At 36.4% G+C, this 24,304-nt stretch carries 23 protein-coding genes; 21 read left to right on the top strand and 2 right to left on the bottom strand.

Going from position 1 to position 24,304, the window contains the following annotated elements; genetic code table 11:
- Nucleotides 1–30: 30 nt before the first annotated feature.
- A complete protein-coding gene (locus CKF58_RS01885) occupies nt 31–852 on the bottom strand; it encodes a hypothetical protein (RefSeq protein WP_119530296.1) in 822 nt (273 codons plus the stop codon).
- Nucleotides 853–1,727: 875 nt separating this feature from the next.
- Between CKF58_RS01885 and CKF58_RS01880 the strand changes: the two genes are divergently transcribed.
- The 19 genes from CKF58_RS01880 (at nt 1,728) to CKF58_RS01790 (ending at nt 19,659) form a co-directional block, all read left to right on the top strand.
- Complete coding sequence (locus tag CKF58_RS01880; protein ID WP_119530295.1) at nt 1,728–2,477, top strand: beta-ketoacyl synthase chain length factor; 750 nt, start codon at nt 1,728–1,730, stop codon at nt 2,475–2,477.
- Entirely contained in the window at nt 2,456–3,229 is a 774-nt protein-coding gene (locus CKF58_RS01875) for a lysophospholipid acyltransferase family protein (RefSeq protein ID WP_119530294.1), read from the top strand. The genes CKF58_RS01880 and CKF58_RS01875 overlap by 22 nt, the downstream gene beginning before the upstream one ends.
- Nucleotides 3,220–3,483, top strand: a complete 264-nt coding sequence (locus CKF58_RS01870) for a phosphopantetheine-binding protein (protein ID WP_119530293.1) — start codon at nt 3,220–3,222, stop codon at nt 3,481–3,483. Before CKF58_RS01875 ends, CKF58_RS01870 begins: the two co-directional genes overlap by 10 nt.
- 55 nt (nt 3,484–3,538) lie before the next feature.
- Entirely contained in the window at nt 3,539–3,844 is a 306-nt protein-coding gene (locus CKF58_RS01865) for an acyl carrier protein (protein ID WP_119530292.1), read from the top strand.
- 3 nt (nt 3,845–3,847) lie between these two features.
- A complete protein-coding gene (locus tag CKF58_RS01860; RefSeq protein WP_119530291.1) occupies nt 3,848–4,441 on the top strand; it encodes an ApeI family dehydratase in 594 nt (197 codons plus the stop codon).
- Nucleotides 4,434–4,994 (top strand): COG4648 family protein, encoded by a 561-nt coding sequence (locus tag CKF58_RS01855; RefSeq protein ID WP_119530290.1) that lies wholly within the window; start codon nt 4,434–4,436, stop codon nt 4,992–4,994. Before CKF58_RS01860 ends, CKF58_RS01855 begins: the two co-directional genes overlap by 8 nt.
- A gap of 40 nt (nt 4,995–5,034) precedes the next feature.
- The gene (locus CKF58_RS01850; protein ID WP_119530289.1) at nt 5,035–6,330 is read left to right on the top strand and encodes an AMP-binding protein; all 1,296 of its coding nucleotides are present in this window, start codon (nt 5,035–5,037) and stop codon (nt 6,328–6,330) included.
- An 18-nt stretch (nt 6,331–6,348) separates the two neighbouring features.
- On the top strand, nt 6,349–7,077 hold the full coding sequence (locus tag CKF58_RS01845; protein ID WP_119530288.1) for a glycosyltransferase family 2 protein: 729 nt from the start codon (nt 6,349–6,351) through the stop codon (nt 7,075–7,077).
- Nucleotides 7,074–8,024 carry a lysophospholipid acyltransferase family protein gene (locus CKF58_RS01840; RefSeq protein ID WP_119530287.1) on the top strand — a complete coding sequence of 317 codons (951 nt, stop codon included), beginning with the start codon at nt 7,074–7,076 and terminating at the stop codon, nt 8,022–8,024. Before CKF58_RS01845 ends, CKF58_RS01840 begins: the two co-directional genes overlap by 4 nt.
- Before the next feature lie 214 nt (nt 8,025–8,238).
- Nucleotides 8,239–8,664: an excinuclease ABC subunit A gene (locus CKF58_RS01835; RefSeq protein ID WP_119530286.1), complete on the top strand. Its 426-nt coding sequence runs from the start codon at nt 8,239–8,241 to the stop codon at nt 8,662–8,664.
- A gap of 50 nt (nt 8,665–8,714) precedes the next feature.
- Entirely contained in the window at nt 8,715–9,167 is a 453-nt protein-coding gene (locus CKF58_RS01830; protein WP_119530285.1) for an acyl-CoA thioesterase, read from the top strand.
- A 105-nt stretch (nt 9,168–9,272) separates the two neighbouring features.
- Complete coding sequence (locus CKF58_RS01825; RefSeq protein WP_119530284.1) at nt 9,273–9,866, top strand: LolA family protein; 594 nt, start codon at nt 9,273–9,275, stop codon at nt 9,864–9,866.
- 62 nt (nt 9,867–9,928) lie between these two features.
- Nucleotides 9,929–12,196 (top strand): MMPL family transporter, encoded by a 2,268-nt coding sequence (locus tag CKF58_RS01820; protein WP_222987659.1) that lies wholly within the window; start codon nt 9,929–9,931, stop codon nt 12,194–12,196.
- A gap of 297 nt (nt 12,197–12,493) precedes the next feature.
- Nucleotides 12,494–12,985, top strand: coding sequence for a hypothetical protein (locus tag CKF58_RS01815; RefSeq protein WP_119530282.1), 492 nt, complete (start codon nt 12,494–12,496; stop codon nt 12,983–12,985).
- Between the two features lie 4 nt (nt 12,986–12,989).
- On the top strand, nt 12,990–14,216 hold the full coding sequence (locus CKF58_RS01810; protein WP_119530281.1) for a beta-ketoacyl-ACP synthase: 1,227 nt from the start codon (nt 12,990–12,992) through the stop codon (nt 14,214–14,216).
- Nucleotides 14,203–14,655 (top strand): hotdog family protein, encoded by a 453-nt coding sequence (locus CKF58_RS01805; protein WP_119530280.1) that lies wholly within the window; start codon nt 14,203–14,205, stop codon nt 14,653–14,655. Before CKF58_RS01810 ends, CKF58_RS01805 begins: the two co-directional genes overlap by 14 nt.
- An 11-nt stretch (nt 14,656–14,666) precedes the next feature.
- Nucleotides 14,667–15,395, top strand: a complete 729-nt coding sequence (fabG, locus tag CKF58_RS01800; RefSeq protein ID WP_119530279.1) for a 3-oxoacyl-ACP reductase FabG — start codon at nt 14,667–14,669, stop codon at nt 15,393–15,395.
- Between the two features lie 17 nt (nt 15,396–15,412).
- The gene (locus CKF58_RS01795; protein WP_119530278.1) at nt 15,413–16,660 is read left to right on the top strand and encodes a beta-ketoacyl-ACP synthase; all 1,248 of its coding nucleotides are present in this window, start codon (nt 15,413–15,415) and stop codon (nt 16,658–16,660) included.
- A gap of 959 nt (nt 16,661–17,619) precedes the next feature.
- On the top strand, nt 17,620–19,659 hold the full coding sequence (locus tag CKF58_RS01790; protein WP_119530277.1) for a bifunctional 2',3'-cyclic-nucleotide 2'-phosphodiesterase/3'-nucleotidase: 2,040 nt from the start codon (nt 17,620–17,622) through the stop codon (nt 19,657–19,659).
- 183 nt (nt 19,660–19,842) lie between these two features.
- Here CKF58_RS01790 and CKF58_RS01785 read toward each other — a convergent pair whose 3' ends face one another.
- Complete coding sequence (locus CKF58_RS01785; protein WP_222987658.1) at nt 19,843–21,192, bottom strand: glycosyltransferase family 10 domain-containing protein; 1,350 nt, start codon at nt 21,190–21,192, stop codon at nt 19,843–19,845.
- Between the two features lie 329 nt (nt 21,193–21,521).
- On the opposite strand from CKF58_RS01785, the gene ybaK reads away from it, so the two are divergent.
- Complete coding sequence (gene ybaK, locus CKF58_RS01780) at nt 21,522–22,001, top strand: Cys-tRNA(Pro) deacylase (protein ID WP_119530276.1); 480 nt, start codon at nt 21,522–21,524, stop codon at nt 21,999–22,001.
- A 440-nt stretch (nt 22,002–22,441) separates the two neighbouring features.
- Nucleotides 22,442–23,605: a tyrosine-type recombinase/integrase gene (locus CKF58_RS01775; protein WP_119530275.1), complete on the top strand. Its 1,164-nt coding sequence runs from the start codon at nt 22,442–22,444 to the stop codon at nt 23,603–23,605.
- The last annotated feature ends 699 nt before the right edge of the window (nt 23,606–24,304 follow it).

Here is a 24,304-nt window from a genome sequence, read left to right as displayed (position 1 = left end):
CTGGGCTCACGTTATTTTTACATTTGGTAATTATTTGTTTTCTTCAGCTTTTTCTTTCTCTGCTAAATCTTTAGCTGCTTTTTCAATATTTTGACAAAAGCCTAAAGCTTGAGCATTGTATTTATTAGCTAAGTCTAACATTTGTCCAGTTAAACCTGTAGTAACTAACTGATAGTTACCATAAGTTTGACACTCTAGAAGAATTTGTTTTGGTAATTCTTCTTTCAAGCCTGGGGTAGCTAAAAACTCGTATAAAGATGCTTGACCTGCATCATCTAAAAGACGATTCGGGAAATCATCTGGATACAGATTTAATGCTAAAGGCACACCATATAAGCTGTAGTAATACTCAGCTACGTTTAAACCTGAGAAATATTTAAAGTCTTTAGCAATTAACTCGTAGTTATTCACAAATGAATAAGCTAAGAAATCTTTTACTGCTTCATCACTAATATCGATCTCATCTGTATATGCTTCGTTTTTCTGTTTCACATATGCACCATTAGCTTGATACACTAAAGCATAATCCGGATAGATATCTTTATTATCTTGCATGTACTTGTTAATAAACGCTAAACGCTCATCTGAAGTACCTACTAGAGCATGGTTGATTTTACGTAATTGCTCGCTATTTGCAGGATTGCTTAAAGTTTGACTTAAAGCTTCTAAACCTTGTTTAATAGTTACATCATCTAAACTTGCAGCTACATCTTTAGTTGTTGCAGTTTGCTCGGCAGCTGGAGCATTATTAGCAGCTGTCTCTGGAGCAGAATTTTTATCACAAGCAGCTAATGCAAAAGCACCAACTACACATAAAGCTTGGGCTACACGAGTAAGTAATTTACTAGTCATGAATAACTCACAAATCTAGCAAGTCGCAACACCTAGTAAATACTCAAAAGCTAAAAGTATAGGTCGCTGTTGATCAACTTGCAATGAAAATGAAAAGGGGTAGTCTTTACAAAATGCTTAATTTTGTAAAGAAAAATAAAATCTTAAATAAGGTTATTTACGGTAAATTACCATAAATCAACACTGTTTTCTATTGTAACACATCGCTCTATGATTTATCTATGTTCATTAGCTTGATCACTGCATAAATCAAGTCGGTCTCAAAAATAGACTACTTTACGTAAACGTAAAACTATTACTAAGGTTCAAGAAAACTATAGGTGAAAATCCATCACACTCCATGAGCTGTACACCAAGAAATCTTCAAACCACACAAGGTTAATTTTGCACAACTAAGTAAAAATTCATTGGTTTTTTATTATCGTACGTAGATATCAAATTACTTAGCAAATAAAGCTGATCGTTAACGAGATAGGTAACGATAAAGTGCTAAAATTTTTTGCCTATCAATAACGGCAAAACAAGGCTTTAGCTAGAACATAATTGGCAAAGCTGTAGTATATTATATTTAGATATAAGGTTAAAAATAGTTGCAAAATTTGTTATTTCAAACAAGGAGATCAAAGCAAATTACTTTTTGTCTTTTTCCCAGTTACTATCTTTAATTTTAGATCTGTAAAGTACATTTATAAGCTAAAAACTTATAAAGTAGTATTTTTTGATATATGACACCAAAATTAATCGTTTTATTCCTTGTTTATCCGTGATAAATGAGGGTGATATCACTTCTTTTTTAGTGTCGGCTTAGGTATAATTTAAACATTAACGTAGTCTAATGGATTAATATCTCAATTATGTAATTTAAGATTTCAGGTATGAAAGACATTTGTGCAATAAACTTTAATATTGAAGAGTTTAACAGCTCATTCAATAGGAACATCTCCAACCAAGATTGGCAACAAGATAATAGTTATTGGTACAATCAAGTAAAAGATCGAGAAATAGTTAGTCCAGAACTAAGTTTTCTACCTCCTTTACAACGCCGTAGATTAGGCGATAGCGCTCGTTTGATCTTCAGCGCAGCTTGGCCATTAACCAATAAAGAAGAAAATCTTCCTGTAATCTACGCTTCAAGTCAAAGTGAAAATAATCGTTCTTTTGAATTATTTTCAGACTTTTTAACTCAAGGGACGATTTCTCCTACCTCTTTTAGCCTATCGGTGCACAATGCTATTGTTGGTCAGTGGACAGTAATGCAAAACACTACTGCCGAATCTTCAGCAATCGCAACCAGCAAAGATAATTTAGAAGTTGCTTTAGTTGAAGCTTACACTATGTTTCAACAAGGTGTAACAAAAGTTCTAATTGTCTTAAGCGAAACTTTTCTTAAAGAAGCAAATTATAACTCACAACCTGATCTTGTATTTCCACCACTAGATTATGCTTTAGCTTTAGTTGTTACGCCAGGTAATAACTATAGCTTAAAACTACAGGCTCAAATCCAATCACCTAAAGTATTAGTTGACAATAACCTTCAATTTATTAAAGCTCATAATTTAGGTTTAAACCACTGGACAAGTCCAGCACAGTACGGAGTATGGACATGGGAAAGAAAATCGAATTAATTTATCGCTTTATAGTGACAATATTCGGTTTTATTCTCTTCGGAGTATTCGGTACTCTCATGTATCTGGTGCTTATCCCTTGGGGTTGGAATTATCCAAATACCAGTCTTAAGTCACAACTCAAAGCCCGCAAATTCGTTAGTTGGACTTGGAGACTGCTCATTAAATACGGTACTCTTTGCAAAATAGTTAAAGTTAACTATCGTGGCCTTGAGCGCTTAGGTAAACCTGGACAATTGATCCTAGCCAACCATCCGTCTCTACTTGACGTAGTATTGCTCTTTATGAAGATCAATAATACTAATATTGTAGTAAAGAAAAGTCTTTTACAAAACCCAAGTATGCGTGGAGCTATTCGTGCTTGTGGTTTTATTCCAGGAACTGAAAGTGAAGAATTCTTAGAAGCATGTCATAAGGCTCTTCAAGAGCAATCTTTACTTATTTTTCCCGAAGGAACTCGCACAGGCTGGGATGGGGTGGTAAATATTCATCGGGGAGCTATCTCCATAGGTTTACGCAGCGCCAAAGTAATTACTCCTGTAATTATTAAAGCCAATCCACCTCACTTTAAGAAAGGGCAGCCTTGGTATAAAGTACCAGTTTGCACTGTTAACTATGATATTTATGTAGGTGAAGATATAGATACTGCTCAAAGATTAGCCGAAAAACCTTTGCCTATTGCGGCAAGAAGAATTAAAGCCGAACTTGAAACTTATTTTAATACTCAAACAAAGGATAATACATGCAATTAGCCGACGAAATTAAGAAATTAATTATTGACAGCTTATCTTTAGAAGACATTACTGTTGAAGATATTTCTAATGACACTTTACTTTTTGATGAGCAAGGTCTAGGCTTAGATTCTGTGGACGCTCTAGAATTAGGTTTAGAATTACAAAAGAAATACGGTTTTAGTTTTGATGTAGAGCAACACGATCTAAATACTTATTTCAAAAGTGTACAAACTTTAACTGATTTTGTTCAAGAACAAATCAACAACAAATAAGCAAGAGTAAAACTCTTTAAGTTTGAATTATTCTTTCCTATATCTAAGTGAAATTATGCAACAGAAACAATTAACTGACCAAGAGATTCAACAGATTCTAACTAACGCTTTAGTAGAATTATTTGAAGTTGATGCGCAAGAAATTACTCCTGAAACTAATCTATATACAGATTTAGATATCGATAGTATTGACGCAATTGACTTAATCGACTTTATTAAGCGTAAAACAGGTTATAAATTAAATGCTGAAGATTTCCGCACTGTACGTACAGTACAAGATGTAATCGAAGCGGTGAAAAAAGTTAGCATCAATCCTGAGCAAGAGGTAAGTGCACCTCAAGATGATTCTAAACAAGGATAATACATGAGTATTAAAACTTGTTTAGAAAGCTTACCTTGGATAAATGCAGCTTATGTTGCTAAAGCGCCATCTAAGATAGCTTGTCTAGAACTTAATCCGCAAGGGATCGAAGTATATCGTCAACAAGGAAGAGCTCATTTATTAGCTTTAATCAATCAACACTTGCCTGAGGCTTTAATAAGTGAGCTCACTCTGTTCACAGATAAATTGCCTAACCAATTCGATGTTATTGATTTAGAACAAAAACTAACTCAAGGAATTAAAGATCCTGAATGGCATTCATGCCAAGAGAAAGATAATACTTATGTATTACAAGGACAAGTACCAGTTGATCTACTGTATTTCAGAGATCACTTTGATTCATTTCCTTTAGTTCCAGGAGTAGTTATTCTACGTTGGATAAAAAAGCAAGCACAAAAGATTTACCCTGCATTAGATTATGTAGGTCAAGTTAAAAATCTTAAATTCCAAAATTTTACTCAACCGAATGATCTAATTGAGCTTACTTTTATTTGGGATAAAGACAAACAACGACTAGAATTCAAATTAGAAACAGCCGGTAAACCTAGTTGTAAAGGGTACTATTTTTATGCTTAAGCTTATTTCTGGAGTGGTATCTCTCGCTCTAACTCTTTGTTCGATAGCTTACCCTCTATGTTGGCTTTTTGCATCAAACTCCCAACTTACTTATGGATTAATTTGGTTACTTGCTAGTTTATGGCTCATTAAAGGGCTAGTTTTTCCTAGTAATTACCGATTTTTTCAAGTGTTTATTGGATTGTTCTTTGTTTTTATCGCCGTAATAGGATCGCATGAGTTAGCTCACTGGTATCCAGCTCTCGTTAGTGGGTTTATGCTCCTTGTATTTGGAGCAAGTTTAATAAAACCTCCAACTTTTATCGAGCGAATTGCTCGCCTTAAGGATCCTCATCTACCAGCACAAGCCTCAAGTTACTTACGTAAACTTACTTATGTTTGGTGTGGCTTTTTCATCCTAAATATTACAATTGTGAGCTTTAGCATTTGGGGTGAATATTGGACTTTTTGGGCTTGGTACGCAGGAGCTATTTCTTACGTCCTAATGGGAGTTTTGTTTATTGGAGAGTTTATTCTTCGTCCCTATCTCATTAAGATCCATAACAAAGAATAATAAATCTTTTTGCAATCAATAGCAGCTTGCTAAGCATATTATGACAATGCTATCTACTTTTAAGGTTAAGAACCCAATAGCGGTTAATCCGTGTTGGGAACGTCAGGATTTTGCTAAGCGTGTATTACAAATTAGCCAAGAGCTACAAGAACGTAAGTATCAAAATGTAACTTTACATCTTTCAGATGTAAGTGAGTTTGCTTGCTGCCTTCTTGCTTGTTTACACGCCAAGATAAATGTATTACTTCCGCCCAACCTTTTAGAACAAAATTTAGTTTGGGCACAAAATGAAAGTGATTTCATTTTAACTGATCAAGAATTTAGAGATTTAGGTTTAGAGCAACAGGTAACTTTACCCCAAGATCTAGATGAACTAATAGATCCTTATTCGCAAACACAAATTAAATTAAAAACTTCAGGTTCTACTGGTAATCCTAAAGTTATAACTAAGCTTGCTTGCCATATGTGGCAAGAAGCAACGAGCTTAGCTAAAGTATTTCCGTTTGTTCATCCAGAACTGCAAGTGTTAGGCAGCGTGAGCTGTTTACACATGTATGGTTTAACTCATAGGGTATTTTTACCTCTGTCTCAAGGCTGGATTATCGGACGTCAACAACTAGTTTTTAATGAAAATCTAATTGCAGAAACCACACGTCCTTCTGTATGGATTAGTAGTCCGGTTTTCTTGTCTAATCTCCATCAAATAAAAGCACAAGCACAACAAAACTTGCTCGGAGTGGTTTGTGCTGGTGGAGTACTTAGCCTAGAAACTGAACAAAAACTCTCCCAGTTCAAGATTAATGTCTTTGAAATTTACGGCAGTACTGAAACCGGAGTAGTTGCTTATCGACCTGGAAAAGGGATATGGCAAACTTTATCTCCAGTAAACATTGGCGTAAATGAGCACGAATGCTTATGGGTAGAATCTCCTTGGGTTAACCAACGAGAACAAACGAGTGATGTGGTAGAGCTAAGTTCGCAAGGATTTAAGTTAATTGGTCGTAATGATCGCATTGTTAAGATTAATGACAAACGCGTCTCTTTATCGCAAGTTGAACAAGAGCTAATCTTACATCCTTGGGTACAAGACGCCTACGTATGTAAACATCCTAAGTTTATGCGTCTGGTAGCTTTAGTTGTACTTAAACCAGAAGCTATGCTTGAGAGCCAAGGACGTAAACCAATCATTGCTGAATTAAAGCACTTTTTAAGCAAATCGCAAGAAAAGAGTGTTTTACCTCGTTACTGGCGCTTTATCGAGCAATTACCACGTAACTCCCAAGACAAAATAGATCGCCAACAAGTCGAACAAATTTGTTTACAACCATTAAATTAACTTGGTTAGGATCGCTAGATGTCTAAAATTTTTCAACCTGTAGTTATTATTCCTCACTATAACCATGCTAGTACCATTAGACGGGTAGTTGAGGAACTAAGATTGCACAATCTGCCAGTAATTATTGTTGATGACGGATCTGAACCAGCTCAAGCACAAGTTGTACAACAATTGCAAGACCTTCATGTGCAAGTACAACTCAATCCCGTAAACCAAGGAAAAGGTGCTGCAGTAAAAGATGCTTTTGTCCTAGCCCAACAGCTAGGTTATAGCCATGTTTTACAAGTCGATGCCGATGGACAACATAAGTTAAGCGATGTCCTAAAATTTATTCAAAGCGCTCAAAGCCATCCTGATACGATTATATGTGGTTTACCTGTTTATGGCGCTGATGCTCCTAAAGCTAGATTATACGGACGTAAAATTACTAACTTTTGGAATGCCATTAATACTTGGTCGTTCGATTTAAAAGACGGGATGTGTGGTTTTAGACTTTATCCTTTAGACACGACTTTGCCTATTTTGCTTGAACAGCACATAGGTAATCGTATGGATTTTGATACTGAAATCTTAGTCCGCTGTCACTGGCAACAAATTCCATTTCTGTGGATTGAAACGCCTGTAACCTATCACCCAGGTGGGGTCAGTCACTTTAAAGCTTGGGCTGATAACTGGCGTATTAGCAAAATGCACGCTCGCTTATTCTTTGGGATGCTAGCTCGCAAACTCACAGGAAAAAGTGTATGAGCTCAAAAAAAAACTGGAATCAGCAGCCTGAAAAAGGCAATATGTTTTTCCTTAATGTAAGCCGTTGGCTTACTAAATACACGCCAGTCTGGATTTTAAAATTAGTTACTCTCGTAGTAATTACTTATTACTACTTAACCAGCAGCTGTGCTCGTGGTAATATTCAACAATATTTACAACGCTTACAAGCTACTTTTCCTGAAATCAATTTAGGGTATGCGGCAAAATTTAGAGTATTTTATAATTTTGCTCAAACCATTGTAGATAAGTTAGCTATAACGCAAAATCGCAAAATCTATAACAAGATTATTCTCCAAGATCCGGACAATCTACTCGAAAAAATGCATCAAAAGCAACCTGGTCAGATTTTTGTTTTTTCGCACCATGGTTGCGCTCCTATTTGTCAAATCTTTTTCCAAGATAAAATCTACCAAGATATAAAACTTAATATTATTTTAGATAAGAATAATTCTTTAAAATTTAATCGCACTTTAGAAAAGAGCAGACAAAATAGCAATAATATTAATTTATTACAAATCGGAGCTCTTGATGTACAGCAAATGCTCGAGCTCGAACAGCGTTTAGCACGCGGAGAATGGTTAGCCATTGCTGTCGATCGTTTTGATCCTAGCAAAGATAAGTATACGGCAGTTGATTTTTTAGGTGAGAAAGCTAATTTACCTCTTGGTCCTTGGCTTTTATCTAGTTTGCTAACAGCACCCATTAATACTCTTGCCTGTTATCGCGAAGGAAATGACTTTGTTCTTGAGTTAAAAAGTTTTAGCTCACCTTTAATCGCTAAAGGGAAACAAAGAAAAGAACAAATTGCTCAAGTTATGCAGCAATATGCACACTTTTTAGCTTTATCTTGTAAGCAAAGACCTCTATTCTGGTTTAACTTTTATGATTTTTGGTCTATAGGTAAAGATAATCAGAATGATCTGTAATATACTAAACTTAGAGGCTGACTTTTAACCTCCGCTTTAAGATTTAATCTTAAATTTGCATAGGTTTAGATTTACTTTAATTTATCTTCCTTACCTATCTCTAAAACTCTTTGCAGTTAACTTAGAAAGCATTAGATCTAAGAGTGAAGTTTTAGTAAATAGTTCACCTTACAAACCTTAACATAACTTTTCGCATTTTATATAAGGATATCCCATGAAAGTTCTTAAAACTCTATCTGTTTTAGCAGTAGCAGCTTTAGCTTTAGGCTCATGTGCTCGTAATGAAACTTCATTTCATAGCGTGCAAGAAACTTTAGCCTCTGCTCAAGCGAAAAAAGTAGTAGATCCAAATATTCAACTATTTTGGGGCACTGACGCACCAGGTACACTGCTTTTAAAAGATGCTACAACAAATCGTACAACTAATGCTTTTGCCAAAGCAGATGTTAATTCTTGTCAGTGGGCATTCTTAAGTGCTGTTGTGCAATTACAGAAAAAAGCTAAAGAGTTAGGTGGAACTAAAGTAACAAACATCTTTAGTACTTATAAAGGCTCTAACTTTAAATCTGCAACCCAATATGAGTGTCATGCAGGTAATCTGATTTCTCGCGTTTCATTAACTGGTGACATTAAAAAATAATATTAAGGGCTAAAGCAGAGCTTTAGCCCTTCTATTATCTAAATAATTTTATGCTTAAATCTAAAAAACACGTTTATGCCACTCATAGCTCTGAATATCAGATTCAGTTTTTTGATACGGATGCTATGGGGATTATGTGGCACGGGAATTACGTAAAATATCTCGAAATGGCACGTTGTGCATTTTTAGATCAAATTAACTACTCATACGATGTTATGGAACACCAAGGATATGGCTGGCCTGTAGTGCAAGTTAATATTAAGTACGTAAAACCTACAGTATTTAAACAAAAAATTAAAATCATAGTACAGCTTGTGGAGTACGAATCAAGCTTAAAATTTGATTATCTAATCCTTGACGCACAAACTGGTACGCGTTTAACTAAAGCAAGTACTATGCAAGTTGCAGTAAGTTTAGACACGCAAGAACTGCAGTTACAAACTCCAGAATCATTACGCCGAGTTGTTGAAGCTTATCCAGAGTTTAAACCAGCGCAAGCATAATTTTAACTTAGACCCCGCAATGCAAACTAGTTAACAACTTTTCTTAGAGTTTGCAACCAAGCTAATTGGTACTAACTAGGCATGATTTAAAGGTTTAAAAAACACATGATATTAAAAAAAATATTACTTACTGCCAGCTTAGGCTTACTTACTAGCTGGTCTTGGGCTTTTGGTCAGGCTGATCTTGTAAAACAATTACAGCAGCCAACGAGTCTGCAAGGTGATTTTACCCAACAAAGATTTTTAGCTAATTTAGGTTCTCCTATTACTTCAACTGGAGATTTTACGCTAGTTAAAGCTAAAGGCTTATTGTGGAATATGCAAACTCCTTTCCCAGTAAGTATTCGCTTAAATAGTAAAGGTATTTCTCAATGGGATGGCAATCAGTGGATATTCTCTGATCAAATAGGTCAATCCGCACAGATTAAACTCTTTTTAGGTTTACTTTCTGGTGACGTATCTGGGATTGAAAATCAATTTGCCATTAAAGTATCGGGAACAGCTGCGAACTGGACTATGGATCTTACCCCAAGCAGTGTACTAATGAAACAAATCTTTACCCAGATAACTATTGCCGGTGGTGATTTAGTTAAAACTATTACTTTACAAGAAAAGCAAGGTGATAAAACCGTAATTTCTTTTAGTCAAGTAAAAGTAGATAAACCATTAAATAGTTTTGCAAGTAAAGCTTTACCTTAGGAAGTAGTATGCACTTTAGTACAGGAATAAAGGTCTTCTTTGCGCTGGTTTGTTTAGCTCTCGTGACTTTTTTAGGAGGAAGAATCGCCAACCATAATTGGGTGGTTACAGATTTAATCTCTCTTTTACCTCAAGAAAAATCTTGGAATCCCGTGCAAGTATCCGCTGATGATTTACAAACACAAGCGCTAAATAAACAAATTATTGCTTTGATTGGTGAGCAAGATAAAGAACAAGCTTTTACTCAAGCACAAAATGTGGTTAAGCTCTGGCAACAAACTGGGATTTTTAGTCATGTACAAGGACAAACGCAGCCAGACATTAGTAAGCTGCAGCAAGACTTAAAGCTTCTAGGGTTTGCAACTTTACCTGATAACGTAATCCAAGAACTTAAAACTAAGCCACAAGCTTATTTCCAAACCTATGCCCAGCAAATAATGAATCCGTTTAATAAAACCTCATTATTAGCTGTAGATCAGGATTGGTTAAGTTTTAGTCGCTACACTTTAACTTCGGCTTTAACTTCCAGTAAAGTACAATGGGATATGAGCTCTGGTTTTTTATACTTAGAGCACAATAATACTACCTATGTTGTTCTGCAAGCTACTTTAAGCGATGGCGACATCATTAAAGAGCAGAGCTCTCTTTTAGAAGTACTCAAGCAAACGCGTGAGCAAGTACGAGCTTCGAGCGCAGGTAAATTTTTAGTTACAGGTACGAGTATTTTTGCAGCTTATACCCAAGCTCAAGCCCAAGCTGAAAGTACCATTATGTCTATTGTAGGAACTATCCTAACCTTAGGATTACTGCTAGCTATATTCCGCAGTTTAAAAATTCTCTGGTTATATTTACCTATTGTAGTCGGATTAGTTTGTGGCGTTAGTGCAACGGTACTAGTATTTGGACAAATTCATATTATGACCCTAGTGATAGGAACTAGTTTAATTGGGGTTTTAATTGATTTTCCTTTACATTGGCTCATGGGATCTTTCTTTACTGCAAATTGGCAAGCTAAAGCTAGTATGCAAGCATTGCAAAAGACTTTTATCCTTAGCTTAATTATTACTCTATTAGGTTATATCCTTTTAGGGATTACAGTTTTACCTATCTTGCAACAAACAGCGTTATTCTCGGCTGTTGCTTTAATTTTTGCTGTAATTACTACGCTTTTCTGGCTTCCAGGAAGATTTGCACGCTATCAGCCTAAACCTTTAGTAAAACTACCAGAGCTTACCGAAGTAACTTGCTTTTACTCCTTAAACACCAAAGTTAAATATCTCTTAGGCGTAGGAGTTTTAATTTTAGGAGCAATTGGTATCTATCGTAGCCAATGGCACGATAATATGCGTCAATGGATAGCTGTACCAGATAGTATGCTAATCCAAGCCCAACAAATTGCTAATTATACGGGTATGGACTTAAGTACCCAGTACTTACTAATAACTGCTAATAGTCCAGAAGCACTATTAGACAAAAATGCCCAAGTTACAGCGCAATTACAACAATTACAGACGCAAAATCCTGAAATTAAGTTCTTATCTTTAAGTAATTGGTTACATACGCAGAGTAAACAAAAAGCATTAGCTGAATACTTAAGCTCGCATATCCAAGCACAAGATTATGCCATTTTGGAGCAAATTGGCATACCTGCAAGTAAAATACAGCAAGCTTTAACTGAGTTAACCCAAACGCAACCGGTAAGTTTAACCCAAGCTTTAGCTACAAGTATTGGACAAGCTTGGCAATATTTATACTTAGGGGAACTACAACCTCAAGTTTATGGTGCGGTGATTAAGTTTCCAGGTTTAACCACTACTGCATTATCTCAAGTACAAGCTTTAGCTAATAATCAAGATGTTTTTTGGCAAGATAAAGCAGGACACTTAAATGAGTCCTTTAAACATACTAGAGATCAAGCTGCTTGGTTAAAGATTGCTTCTTTTGTCCTAGCTTTCTTATTCCTCTGGAAATTCTTTGGCGTGAAGAAAACTGCTAAAATGCTTCTTTTACCTTTAGCTGCTATAGGTTTAACCATCGCAACTCTTGGTTGGTTTAATGTGCCAATAAGTCTGTTTGCCATGTTTGGTTTACTATTAGTTTCGGCTATAGGTATTGACTATACGGTGTATCTCGAAACTGTACAAGAGAAGAAAAAGTATAAGAAGACTGCAGTCTTCTTTGCAGCTTTAACCACCATGATTGCTTTTTTACTACTAGGTATAAGCTCAACTCCAGCCGTATCAGCGTTTGGTTTAAGTGTTAGCCTCGGAGTATTCTATTGTGTATTAATAATCTTTTTAAGCTATAAAGATTATCAAACTAAGCAATAAAATTAAACTTTATTGAGTTGGATTAAGGTAATTAAGGTTAAGCAAGTTTAATTAAGTTTACCCAACTCTTAAAACTACAATTTAGTTTAGCGTAAGTAGCACCTAAGGCAACCTATCATAGATAGCTAATATGACTTAATAAAATGGTAGCTCCTGTAAGTGCTACTTAACGCAAACTAAAGTGATACACTACCAAGCAACAAATCTCATAAAATTAAGCTTATAGGTGAATACGCACCTTAGCTTAATGTTTATCCACTTAAGATTAGATTTTTTAACCTTGAATAGGTTAACCATATGCATAAAAAATTTAAAATGTTATTCCTTTTAGGGATAACTTGCGCTCTTGCTGCTTGCTCTTCTTTCCCAGAAATTAAGCAATTTCCTACGACTAACGAGCAGGCAAAGCATATGTATAAAGTGCAGCAACAAGAGCCTAAACAACAAACTAGTTTACTGGTTATTCAATCTGGAGCTGACCAATGGCGATGGATACTAACTGATCCTCTCGGAGCACCTTTAGCGCGTATGCTTTTAACGCCTCAAGGTTGGAAAGCTGATGGTTTTGCCCCACCAAATGAGCAAGCTAAATATCTATTTGCAGCAATTACCACTTATCTAGATCCTTCACTTTCACTATTAAACTATAGCGAAATTAAAGACGATCAAGGATGGAAGAATTATTTTGTTGATAATCGTTTAGTTTGGAAAATTCAAGTAAAACAAAACCAAGCACAAATTATCCTCTTTGATAATTCTCAATGGTTAGTTACATATTTACCTCAGTAATTTTATGCATAAAATATATCTTCATACTCCAGGAATTGTTAGCAGTTTAGGTTCAGGCATTGCTCAACATTTTCATATTTTGTCTCAACAAACTCCATCTCCTTTAATTAGCGAAGATAACCCTTTTTATGATCCTGATTTTAATTTAAAACAAGGAACATTCGGTAAAATAACTTGTCCTTTACTAGAGTTACCAGAATCAACTCCGGCTCATATGGTATGTAGAAGTAACCAAATTACTTATCATGCTTTAATGCAAATCGACGAGCAAATTCAACAAGTTATAGCTCAATATGGTCGTCAAAGAGTTGCAGTTGTCGTGGGCACATCTACTGCTGGTATTGATACGATAATCCCTTATTTTAAGCAAGCTTATTTAAATAATAAGCACGACGATTATCTTAATCAAAGCCAACTATATTTTAGTTCGCCGCAAGATTATGTGCGTGAGCTATACGGACTTGAGGGCTTAGGCTATGGTATTTCTACGGCTTGTACTTCAGGCGCACGAGCTATTATGGCTGGAGCTCGCCTCTTATTAGCTAATTTATGTGATGCTGTAATTGTGGGAGGAGTTGATACTCTATCTCCTTTAACCATTAAAGGGTTTGAATCTTTATCAGTACTTTCTCCTCAAGTATTAAATCCGTTTTCTACTAATCGTCAAGGTACTAATATCGGAGAGGGAGCTGCTTTATTTGTGCTAACCAGACAAGCACTCAATGATCAAGCACAAGAGCTTTTAGGCTATGGAGCAAGCAGTGACGCTTATCACATGAGTAGTCCACACCCTGAAGGTCTAGGCGCAAAACTTGCTATGGAGCAAGCTTTAGCATTAGCACGATTAGAGCCTTCATCGATTGGTTGGGTAAACCTCCATGGAACAGGGACGCGCCATAACGATAGTATGGAAGCTTTAGCTGTCTCACAAGTGCTAGGTACTCAAGTATTTTGCACTTCAACCAAACCTTATACAGCTCATACCTTAGGAGCTGCAGGAGCTATAGAAGCCGCTATTGCTTGGGCGTTTATTAGCCCCGACTTAAATCCGACTGGGGTGTTACCTGCACAATTATGGGATGGGCAACCAGATCCAGATATTCCTCAACTTAATATAACCCAAGCTGACAGTTATTGGCCACAAGCTAGACGTATTGCTTTAAGTAATTCATTTGCTTTTGGTGGAAATAATGCTGTATTAATTCTAGGACAAAGAGATGACCACAACTAGACAATTAACCTTTCCTTTTACTCAAGTGGATCAGCTTTTACCGCAATCTGGAGCAATGATTCAAGTAGATCGAGTTCTAGACTATGGAGCAAATTATATAGTTACTGAGTTCACTATTCGTCCTAACAATATTTTATTAGAGGGTGATAAATTTGTTAATTATTCAGCCCTTGAAGTAATGGCGCAAAGTATCGGTTGTTGGGAAGGTTGTCGCTCTTATTCTCAAGGTAAACCAATACGTTTGGGTTATTTTTTAGGATCACGTAAAATTGACTTTTATTGCGATGCCATAGAAATTGGCACTACGTTAGAAATAAAAGTGCAACTTTCATTACAAGATGAAACTGGTTTTGGGGTTTTTGATGTAGAGCTTTTTGAAAAAGCTAGCCAAAAACTTCTAATTAAAGCAGCTCTTAATGTGTATAGCCCCAACAAATAGGATAGATAGCTATGGAAAAAACCGTATTAGTTACAGGTTCAAGTAGAGGTATTGGTAAGGCGATTGCTTTAGCATTAGCCGCTAAAGGTTATGATCTCGTAATTCACTGTCGTTCACAAGTTGAACAAGCACAAGAAGTAATTGCGCAAGTACAAGCTTTAGGACGTAAAGCTCGTTTACTGCAATTTGATGTATCTGACCGTCAATCCTGTAAACAAATTCTAACCCAAGACGTTGAAGAACATGGGGCTTATTATGGAGTTGTGCTTAATGCCGGTTTAACTCGCGATGGAGCTTTCCCTGCTCTTACAGATCAAGATTGGGATAGCGTAATTCACACGAACCTTGATGGCTTTTACAATGTATTACATCAAGTAATCATGCCAATGATCCGTAATCGTAAACCAGGTCGTATCGTTTGTATTACAAGCGTTTCTGGGTTAATTGGTAATCGCGGACAAGTGAATTATAGTGCTTCTAAAGCTGGTATTATTGGCGCAGCTAAATCACTAGCAATTGAGTTAGCTAAACGTAATATAACTGTAAATTGTGTCGCTCCAGGATTAATTGATACTGATATTATTGATGAGTTAACTCCAGTAGAGCAAATATTAAAAGCTATTCCGGCTCAACGTATGGGTAAACCAGAAGAAGTTGCTCATGCTGTTAGTTTTTTACTAGATGAACAAGCTGCATATATTACACGTCAAGTTCTGGCGGTAAATGGCGGTTTATGTTAAAAAAGAAGAAGTAAGATATGCAAACAAAAAGAGTAGTTATAACTGGAGCTGGAGGTATCACCGCTCTTGGTCGTACTTGGCAAGACATTAAGCAAGCTTTTAAATCACAAAAGAATGCTGTAAAACGCTTAAATTGGGATGCAAAATATAAAGATCTTGAATCTTACCTTGGTGCGCCAATTAATGGTTATACCCCTCCAGCCTCTTGGAATAGAAAACAACTAAGAAGCATGGGGCGAGTATCTATGTTCTGTGTAGATGCTGCTCAAGATGCGCTTATTAGTGCTGGATTATTAAAGGATGGAGTGATTGATCCTTGCTGCTTAAATGGTAATATGGGGGTAGCTTCAGGATCGTCGACTGGAAGTACACCTGATATTCTTACCGTAGCTGATCTTATTTCAACCGGAGAAAATGATAAATTCAATGCCAACACCTATGTACGTATGATGCCGCACACTACGGCAGCTAATATTGGCATTTTCTTTGGTTTAAGTGGACGTATTATTCCAACCTCTAGCGCTTGTTCATCTGGTAGCCAAGCAATTGGCTATGCTTATGAGTCGATTAAATATGGCATGATCCCTATGATGATTGCCGGCGGCGGTGAAGAGTTCTGCCTTTCTGAAGTATATGTATTTGACTCATTGTATGCAGCAAGTAGAGACAATGATCATCCAGAGTTAAACCCACGTCCTTATGATGCTAAACGTGATGGTTTAGTAATTGGGGAAGGTGCGGGAATGCTCGTTTTAGAAGAGCTCGAACATGCTCTAGCGCGTGGCGCTAATATTCTGGCTGAGGTGGTGGGTTATGGTGCTAATAGTGATGGTACGCATATTACTCGCCCATCTAAAGAAACCATGCAACTATGTATGGAGTTAGCTCTTAAAGATGCAAACTTAAAACCAGAAGACATTGGTTATGTTGATGGTCATGGTACAGCTACTGAACAAGGAGATATTGCTGAAACGCAAGCAACAGCCTCTTTATTTGGTAAAGTACCTCTAAGTTCACAAAAAAGCTATTTAGGGCACACTCTTGGTGCATGTGGCGCGCTTGAGAGTTGGTTTGCCATTAACATGATGAACGATGGCTGGTTTGCACCAACGCTTAATCTTACAGAAATCGATCCACGTTGTGGTGATTTAGACTACATTACTGGTGAGGGAAGAGAAATCCAAACCGATTACGTAATGAATAACAACTTTGCCTTTGGTGGAGTAAACACTAGTCTAATCTTTAAGCGCTGGACTGGAAAATAATATATAATTTTCTTTAATCGACCTTGAGAAGGAAATATCCCTTTAGGCTTTTATGCTTAAAGGGATTTTTTATAACTTGTAAATTATTCGTAAAGCCGTAAACATTTTTCTTAAAGCGAGTAGTTTTAATTACTGATCCCTAAATTTTTTCAGACAACCTTTCTGACTCCCACTCGAAAATCCTAAATAATCCCTTGTTAATTATTGTGATAATTTTAGTAATTCCTGATAAAAACTTAGGGTTTAAAGTTGTCTAACTTGGCAAATCAACAAAATTATCTTTCTTATCTTCTCTTTCGTTTATTCTTACCAAACGTAAGAAACAAGCTATCAAAACTCTTTCCTCTCTAGCTCAACAAGATCAAAACTAACATATTAATACATGGTTTTAAACTTTTAATTTGCAAAAGTTAGTTTGCCTCAACATTAAACTCATTGTCACGCCTCTTTTCTTGCTCTAAGCAATCTATCTCATGATCATTTTGTTACAAAAGATCAGTTTGAGCTTCGTATTTGTTGCTTCGCATTCACCTTTACTTTCACACTTTTGCAAAAGGTAAAGAAAATTTAAATTTTAAGCTTGCAAATAATAGTTTTTAAGAGCTTTTTAATCTAACTTTTATCTTTTTGCTCATCTAAAATTTAGTCATTTACGTTTTTTTAGTTTAGAGCACTAAATAAAGTCACGTTTTAAGCGATTTTTTCGTTAAAATAAGGGCAGAAATTCCACCAATAAAATCAGCAATATTTGTGAAATATTTTTAAGTATCGCTTGATTTATTTTGTCGAACTAGAGTAGGAGATTAATCGCTTACTCTTGTCGTATTTTCCTGTTTTTTATCTCTTTCACTTCTTGTCTTAGCTTTATGCTTAGCTCCTAGCTTCTTACCTTGAGTAAGCACAGAACGACACTAACCTAAAGTTAAAACAAGGCTCTTTCACCTAACTATCAAAGACTTATGACTAAAATACGTACTAAATTTGCTAAATTAGCAGCAGCTTTTGCTGTATTAGGTCTTTCAGCTCATGCTTTTGCTGACAGTAACACAATTAAACTACGTGTTATTGAAACGACCGACCTGCATGCTTACTATACAGCTTATGACTACTATAGTGACCGTCCAATCAAAGAGTACGGCTTTACACGTACGGCTTCTCTAATTGAAAAAGCTCGTGCTGGAGCTGTAAACTCGATCTTAGTGGATAACGGTGACTTAATCCAAGGTGGGATGATCGGAACTTGGGCAGTTGAAGATGACTTTAAATCTTATCAGATTCACCCTGCGTATCTTTTATTCAAAGCATTTAATTACGATGTATCTAACTTAGGTAACCACGAGTTTAACTTTGGTTTACCTTACTTACAAAAAGTAGTAGACTCTGCACAAAAACTAGCAGGTGTTCCGGTTATTAACTCAAACGTATATGACGCAAAAACTGGTGCTAACTACTACACTCCATACATTATTAAAGAACATACATTTACTGCCGAAGATGGCACTAAACATCAAATTAAAGTAGGTTATATCGGCTTTACTCCTCCAGGCATTATGCAATGGGATGCCGAAAAATTAACCGGTAAAGTGACTGCTGCGCCTATTGTTGCTTCGGCAGAAAAATTCATTCCAGAAATGAAAGCCAAAGGTGCTGAAGTAATCGTGGCTATTCCTCACTCGGGTATTGGTACGAATGCTCCATCTTCATCTTTATTCCCGAACCAAGTTATTAACTTAACTAAAGTTAAAGACGTAGATGCGGTAATGTTTGGGCACTCGCACGGGGTATTCCCATCTGAAGAATATGCAAGTACTCCTGGTGCTGACATTAAACGTGGTACTATTAATGGAGTACCATCGGTAATGCCTGGTCGTTGGGGTAGCCACTTAGGGATTGTTGATCTAGTATTAGAAAAACAACCTGATGGTAGCTGGAAAGCTAATGCTTCAAAAGCCGTAGCTTATGCTGAACCAGTTTACGACATTAAAAACCGTAAAGAACTGGTAGAAGAAAGCCCATTAGCGGTTAAAACTCTAGAACAAACCCACGAAGCTACACGTGCTTATGCTAATAAACCACTAGGTAAAATTGATGATCCTCTATACGGTTACTTAGCATTAACTCAAGATGATCCAACAGTTAAACTTGTTAACCAAGTACAAATGGATGCTTTACAAAATTGGGTAAAAGAGAACCCTAAATATGCTAACCACAAGTTAGTATCAGCTGCTGCTCCATTTAGATATGGTGAGCGTCACAACGACGTAAATGGTTTTACACACGTAGATAAAGGTCCATTTACTTTACGTAATGTATCAGACGTATACTTCTATCCAAATACGTTCACCATCATCGAAGTAACTGGTAAAGATGTGAAAAACTGGGCTGAATGTTCTTCATCATTATTCAACCAAATCTTTACAGGTACATCAGATCGTCAAGAGTTACTAAACTACAATACTTTCCGTACTTATAACTTTGACGTACTCTATGGGGTAACTTACCAATACGATGTTACTAAACCTTCAGCATTTGACTCGCGTTGTCGTCCAAGTCGTACTATTGGTGCTGGTCGTGTAGTTAATATGCAATATCAAGGTCAAGAAATTAAAGACAGTGATAAATTCTTATTAGCTACGAACAACTATCGTGCAAACGGTGGTATGTTCCCAGGTTCGGGTCCACAAAGCGTAGTGTATGCAGCTTTAGAAACATCTCAAGAGTTAATTGCGAATTACGCAACTAAATTAGCTAAAGATGGTAAAGCAATTAAGATCGATCACACTGTAAACTGGAGCATCTTACCAATCAAAGGTAGTGAAAACCTTAATGTGGTAATCTTCTCTGCACCAAACGATACAGCTGTGGGTTATGCGTTACAAAACTCTGTTTACCCATTAACTAAACTTGGTTTAGATTATGCAGGTTTCCAAGAGTACCGCATCGATCTTTCTAAATACTTACCAGAAAACGCTTACAAACCATTTACTCCTAGTAAATAAGTCGTAAGCTAGTAATGATTACAATCTTTAAAAGATCTTAACTGAATACTTATACTCTTAATAAAGTTAAAGGTTCGAGAGGCATTAACCTCTCGAACCTTTTTACATTTTACTTACTCCGATGGAGTATTAATTCAACTACAAGAAGCTATAGGATTAGGGATAGCTTAATTAGGTGTAGGATTATTTTTTATTTAAGGGATAAGCATGCTCGCGATACTTATAAATCGCTTGGATAATCCGTTGTTTCTTATCTTCTTCAGGGATAATCTCATCTAAACTCGGAGTAAAAAACGGAGGTTTATTCTCCTCTTGTTCTAAAGCAAGATATTTAGTTTCCTCTAAGCCTAGCTCTGCTAGAGCAGCACGCGCTTTTTCTGCTTCTATTTCTAGAGTCGTATCTACTGGATCTACGAGATATTGGTACAGATTGATATCATCCATGCATTGAGCAAAGCGCTTAGCAAAAGGATAAACATAACGTAAGAAAATACGTGCAGCAGCTCCAGGTAAGAATGGTTTTTCCTTTAAGATGGCTTTGATCCCTGCTTGCTCATTATTCCATAAACGGGCGATTGTTACTTTAAATCCTTCGCGGTCGCGTGGATTGTAATAGATAAAAGCTTTAGGATTGATGTAATCAAGCTCGGTTTCTATTCCACCCCAATAAATTGGGATACAACCTGCAGCAAAAGCTTCAAGTAATTTTTCCGTTACATAACCAGGTGTATTAGAGTTTTCTGGACAAATGTTAAAAATAACACGCTGTAAAAAATCTAGTTTCTTGTCATTAAACTCTTCTTGAAGAATAGTGGTATTTTTACGCCACTTCCCTGCATAAAGCATCGGATAATCTGTTATTTGAATAAAGATTTCTTCGAAGATATCACAAATTTGGCTACGCACTCCATGTAACAAGCCGATAATGTCATGACTAGCAATACATGCTGCAAGAACATTACGTTTATCAATATCAAACTTGCGGCTTTCAAGATTATTGATCTTATCTACCCATTCAACTAATTGTTGATAAGTAGGTAAACCATAATCCATCAGAAAGCCCGCATCAGCGCTGCGGAAAAAGTTCGGAATGTGCACATAGTTATTAAATAGTGTAGACACTCGTTCTGGTTCATATGGACCGGCCGCAATATCGCAGAAATCAGCATAATGATCCGCAGCCGCAAAACACCATGACATGTTATACACATTCTCTTGGGTATGCGTAATTGTCGGCATGCCTGTAAACAGAAAAGGTTTTACATTATTATCGGCAAAAACTTGATTCATATACCATAACGGCTCAAATGCGTAGAGAGTTGGTACGGCATCTGGATATTGCGTGCGTAATTTTGAATACTGTTGTTCGAGTATTCCTTGCAGATTATAGCGAGTTGAAAAAAGATAAATAATATTGATTGGTGAGGGAAACTCTAGGTAGCGGAACTTATTTATTAAAAAGCTCACTGCGCTTTTACTGTAATCAAAGTTACTCCACATACCAGAATAATTGAGTTTACTAAGTTTTAACATTGATATAACTCAAAATAATAAAATGCCAGCTTTTACTCCCTAATTCAGTTCTCTCTACTCCTCAACCTACGTTTAAGTAAGAAAGTCCGGTTGTCTTAACCAAGAAACAAGAGAACATTAGTTACAAGGAAAAGTGCAAGTAAAAGCTCAAGCAAAGTCTGAAAACTGTTTTTAGTTATTATCGCATATTTAGATCTTAGTGCCTTACTTACCTCGGGATTAATTTAGTTTTTACTTGCCTTGGGAGTATAATAGGCAACAAATAACTATACCCTCTTAATAACACACTAATACTTTTACCCAAGAAACTTTTACCTAAGGAGACATCTATGACCCCTGCTGTTAATCTACTGAAAAAAGAGAAAATTAAGTTTGGCATTCACGAATACGCTCATGATCCAGAGAATACAAACTTTGGGCAAGAGGCGGTAGATAAGTTAGGTTTTCCAGCTGAACAAGTGTATAAAACTTTACTTGTAGCTTTTAATGGGGATCAGAAAAAACTCGGAGTAGTGGTATTACCTATTGCTCATATGCTAAGCCTGAAAAAAGCTGCTAAAGCCTTTGGAGTGAAAAAACTTGAAATGGCTGATAAAGAGATTGCACAAAAAGTTACAGGTTATTTAGTAGGAGGGATTTCTCCTTTAGGACAAAAGAAAGCTTTACCAACCCTTATTGAAACTACAGCGAAAAATTTCGAGGTGATTTATTGTTCTGGTGGCAAACGAGGCCTAGATATCTCTTTAGCACCAGCTGATCTAGCCAAACTAACTCGTGCTACCTTTGCAGATGTAGTGGATAGTGAATAGTTAAGAATCTTCATAGCTGATGATCGTTATTGTTGCGGATAGTTATAGCTTAGAATCGTAATAACAAAAATCATTCATACTCCAAGCTTTTCATTATTTGGGAATTTAGGTTTTGTAGTGTATCACCTTTGCTTGCCTATTCCCCTTTACAATATAAAACTATTTTGTTAATGCTAGTTTAGTAGCCCAGCTAGCTATGAGCTTTCTATGAGCTATCTTAATGCATGATATTTCTTAACTAGATGATATCTCTTCCTTATATTTAGGTACATCTCTTTGCTTTACATGTCTGAATATTGCAGTCTTTGAGGACGCATGTTCGACATGAAAAATACTAAAATATGCTTATATTCCTATAATTCAAGGTTTGTTTAGGCAAACCTTTTTTCACTTTACTAGGCTATGTAAGCTTTTTCTATTTTTAAGCAAGGAAACATTACATGTACGGAAGACTTAATAAGTCCATCATCGGCAAAGCTGTAGCAAAAGTAAAGAGCAGTCACAAAGCCCTCACTCTCTCAGATGGAGGGCGTTTACAGTTAAGATTAAGCCCATCTTATCCAGGTAAAGGTTCTTGGTCACTTGTTGTCGGACCTAGAGAGAAACAAGTGCGAGTGACTATTGGTGAATACCATCATAGTATTCCAGGTTATATTTCTATTGAGCAAGCACGGCAAATTGCCATTCGCATTAAAAAATCCTACCAGCATGGCATACCTGCTGAAATTAATAACCAAATCCAACGCGAAGCCGTTACTTTAGAAGCCTTAATTATGTGGTATATCGATTTTAAGCGACCACAATGGGCTGAACGTTCGTATCATAAAATGTGCGATTTCTTAGAAGGGATCAAACGCACTAAACTAGCAACCATTCCTGTTTCACGTCTAACCCCTAAATTACTTAAAGACGAACTCAATACTTTAGGATGGGCTGCTAGTACTAAGTCGGATGCCTATACCTTTATTAAGAGTGCGGTTAATTATGCCATTGGTAATCGCATGATTAACGATTGTAAATTACCCAAGTACTCGCATTTGTTCTCAGAGAAAGTCATGCGTCAACCTTTTAAAGCGCTCGACTTACAACAAATACCAGAGTTCTTTAGGAAACTCAAACTCATAGATAAAGAAGCAGCTGCTAGTATTCTTTTAATTATTCTCACGGCTTGTCGCTGCAACGAAGTACTTAAACGTAGTCAGCAAGATAAACTCGAAACTAAAGCAAGCGGAGCTCTTTGGTATATCCCTGCTCAACGGATGAAACGAGGTTTAGAGCATACGGTTTTCTTACCGCAGCCAATACTCAAGCTACTCTCCTATTCTCCAGTGGTATACCACAAGATGCAATGGGAGTTAAAGAAGTTAAAATTTAGTGCAACGATGCATGGTTTTCGCTCACTGTTCTTTAGTACCATGATTGAACACTTCCCCCAATATAAAGATGCAATTTCCGCATGCATTTCTCATGGTAAAGAACTGACTAATCATAGTGATAAATCCTACCATCGCTATGATTTTGAAAAAGAGAAGATTCTAGTCTTTAGTGCTTGGTATGAAATCCTCTTACAACATGGCTTAGAGCAAATCCTCGCCGAACTTTAGCTCATATGTACTTGGTATCAGAGTTTAGTATCGTGTTTATTACAAGCACTTAAAGATAATTTCAGAATCATCCATGCTTGAATTCACAAACTTAATTTGAGTTACCTACTGAATACAAGCACTCAATAAATGCACTGAATATAAGCACAAAAATAGAGCCTAGGTCTTACGACTTAGGCTCTAAGTATAAGGTACTAAAGTCCGCAGACTTTAGCACAGGTTCTTTTTATATTTCGGAATATTAGTCTCAGGAGTAGACAGATGTCTACTTAATGAACTAAAGAGGCAATAAGTATTAGCTTTACGGCCTAGTACTTACCCCATCTTCCTACGTATTATTTTACCGAATTGCTAGCTATTTGTCGGGGTATTACATAAATTAATGGCTTTTTGCCCCAATTTATCGGGACTTGTGATAGTTTTATTTGTTGTTGGGTAGAGTTTTTGCCGAAAAAATGAGCATTTGAGGGTTTTGTTAAGGAGTAAGCTGCTGATTTCTAGTACCTAAAATCCCCATCTTAATTTTTTTAGACCTCTCTGACAACTATTTTTCAGTCTCCCCTTTCTCTAGTGTATCACCCTTTACATACTCACAAGATTCATTGCTTTTGCGAAAGTATCTTATTTTTTAAACCCTCATAAGTACAACTAAAGTCCAAGAAAATACACCAATTGCCGTACTCGCAACTCTCACTGCTT

Source organism: Psittacicella hinzii (genome assembly GCF_003585935.1).
In the GTDB taxonomy this organism is placed as follows: Bacteria; Pseudomonadota; Gammaproteobacteria; order Enterobacterales; family Psittacicellaceae; genus Psittacicella; species Psittacicella hinzii.
This window is presented reverse-complemented; position numbering and strand designations above follow the sequence as displayed.

Excerpts from the sequence above, each read along its gene's own strand:
- CKF58_RS01885 (WP_119530296.1), bottom strand. The coding sequence starts at position 852 with ATGACTAGTAAATTACTTACTCGTGTAGCCCAAGCTTTATGTGTAGTT.
- CKF58_RS01880 (WP_119530295.1), top strand. The coding sequence starts at position 1,728 with ATGAAAGACATTTGTGCAATAAACTTTAATATTGAAGAGTTTAACAGC.
- CKF58_RS01875 (WP_119530294.1), top strand. The coding sequence starts at position 2,456 with ATGGGAAAGAAAATCGAATTAATTTATCGCTTTATAGTGACAATATTC.
- CKF58_RS01870 (WP_119530293.1), top strand. The coding sequence starts at position 3,220 with ATGCAATTAGCCGACGAAATTAAGAAATTAATTATTGACAGCTTATCT.
- CKF58_RS01865 (WP_119530292.1), top strand. The coding sequence starts at position 3,539 with ATGCAACAGAAACAATTAACTGACCAAGAGATTCAACAGATTCTAACT.
- CKF58_RS01860 (WP_119530291.1), top strand. The coding sequence starts at position 3,848 with ATGAGTATTAAAACTTGTTTAGAAAGCTTACCTTGGATAAATGCAGCT.
- CKF58_RS01855 (WP_119530290.1), top strand. The coding sequence starts at position 4,434 with ATGCTTAAGCTTATTTCTGGAGTGGTATCTCTCGCTCTAACTCTTTGT.
- CKF58_RS01850 (WP_119530289.1), top strand. The coding sequence starts at position 5,035 with ATGACAATGCTATCTACTTTTAAGGTTAAGAACCCAATAGCGGTTAAT.
- CKF58_RS01845 (WP_119530288.1), top strand. The coding sequence starts at position 6,349 with ATGTCTAAAATTTTTCAACCTGTAGTTATTATTCCTCACTATAACCAT.
- CKF58_RS01840 (WP_119530287.1), top strand. The coding sequence starts at position 7,074 with ATGAGCTCAAAAAAAAACTGGAATCAGCAGCCTGAAAAAGGCAATATG.
- CKF58_RS01835 (WP_119530286.1), top strand. The coding sequence starts at position 8,239 with ATGAAAGTTCTTAAAACTCTATCTGTTTTAGCAGTAGCAGCTTTAGCT.
- CKF58_RS01830 (WP_119530285.1), top strand. The coding sequence starts at position 8,715 with ATGCTTAAATCTAAAAAACACGTTTATGCCACTCATAGCTCTGAATAT.
- CKF58_RS01825 (WP_119530284.1), top strand. The coding sequence starts at position 9,273 with ATGATATTAAAAAAAATATTACTTACTGCCAGCTTAGGCTTACTTACT.
- CKF58_RS01815 (WP_119530282.1), top strand. The coding sequence starts at position 12,494 with ATGCATAAAAAATTTAAAATGTTATTCCTTTTAGGGATAACTTGCGCT.
- CKF58_RS01810 (WP_119530281.1), top strand. The coding sequence starts at position 12,990 with ATGCATAAAATATATCTTCATACTCCAGGAATTGTTAGCAGTTTAGGT.
- CKF58_RS01805 (WP_119530280.1), top strand. The coding sequence starts at position 14,203 with ATGACCACAACTAGACAATTAACCTTTCCTTTTACTCAAGTGGATCAG.
- fabG (WP_119530279.1), top strand. The coding sequence starts at position 14,667 with ATGGAAAAAACCGTATTAGTTACAGGTTCAAGTAGAGGTATTGGTAAG.
- CKF58_RS01795 (WP_119530278.1), top strand. The coding sequence starts at position 15,413 with ATGCAAACAAAAAGAGTAGTTATAACTGGAGCTGGAGGTATCACCGCT.
- CKF58_RS01790 (WP_119530277.1), top strand. The coding sequence starts at position 17,620 with ATGACTAAAATACGTACTAAATTTGCTAAATTAGCAGCAGCTTTTGCT.
- CKF58_RS01785 (WP_222987658.1), bottom strand. The coding sequence starts at position 21,192 with ATGTTAAAACTTAGTAAACTCAATTATTCTGGTATGTGGAGTAACTTT.
- ybaK (WP_119530276.1), top strand. The coding sequence starts at position 21,522 with ATGACCCCTGCTGTTAATCTACTGAAAAAAGAGAAAATTAAGTTTGGC.
- CKF58_RS01775 (WP_119530275.1), top strand. The coding sequence starts at position 22,442 with ATGTACGGAAGACTTAATAAGTCCATCATCGGCAAAGCTGTAGCAAAA.